The following is a 752-nucleotide window of genomic DNA, read 5'->3' on the forward strand; positions in this document are numbered from 1 at the left end:
CCTCTTCGAGCGTCATGTCTTCGCGTTCGAAATAAGCGCACGTATAGCCCATTGTCGGGTCTAGGAACAGTGCAAAGTTCCTCGACCCTACCCAGACGTACAGCTGCGCCTACTTCGAGCGCGACGACATGACCCTGGAAGAGGCGCAGCTCGCCAAGATCGACCTGGCGCTGGGCAAGCTGAAGCTGGAACCGGGTATGACGCTGCTGGACATCGGCTGCGGCTGGGGCGCGACCATGCGCCGGGCCATCGAGAAGTATGACGTCAACGTCATCGGGATCACGCTGAGTCGCAACCAGTTTGCCTACAGCAAGGCCAAAATGGCCGCCATCCCCACCGAGCGCAGCGTCGAAGTGCGGCTGCAGGGCTGGGAGGAGTTCGAAGACAAGGTCGACCGGATCGTCAGCATTGGCGCCTTCGAGGCGTTCAAGGCCGACCGGTGGCCGGCGTTTTTTGAACGCGCCCACCACATCCTGCCCGATGACGGTCGGATGCTGTTGCACACCATTTTGACCTATCAATGGCAGCAGATGCCCGCACTCGGCATCAAGCTGACGATGAACGATGTGAAATTCGCGCGATTCATCGGCACCGAGATTTTTCCGGGTGGCCAGCTGCCGACCCAGGAAGATATTTTCAAATTCGCTGAGCCCGCCGGATTCTCGGTCGAAAAGGTCCAATTACTGCGTGAGCACTACGAGCGGACTCTCAATATTTGGGCGGAAAATCTAGAGGCCAATAAGGAAGCGGCC

The 752-nt window shown here is 58.6% G+C and carries 1 protein-coding gene and 1 pseudogene; one reads left to right on the plus strand and one right to left on the minus strand.

The annotated features are described in order from the left end of the window. The coding region (locus A5695_RS27330; RefSeq protein WP_369830166.1) for a class I SAM-dependent methyltransferase at positions 1-103 on the minus strand (103 nt) is incomplete at its 3' end. Here A5695_RS27330 and A5695_RS07405 point away from each other — a divergent pair. Continuing rightward, positions 78-752: pseudogene (locus A5695_RS07405) on the plus strand (class I SAM-dependent methyltransferase); the annotation flags it as partial. The gene A5695_RS27330 and the pseudogene A5695_RS07405 overlap by 26 nt on opposite strands.

It is taken from the genome of Mycobacterium sp. E1747 (assembly GCF_001667775.1).
Taxonomy (GTDB): Bacteria; Actinomycetota; Actinomycetes; order Mycobacteriales; family Mycobacteriaceae; genus Mycobacterium.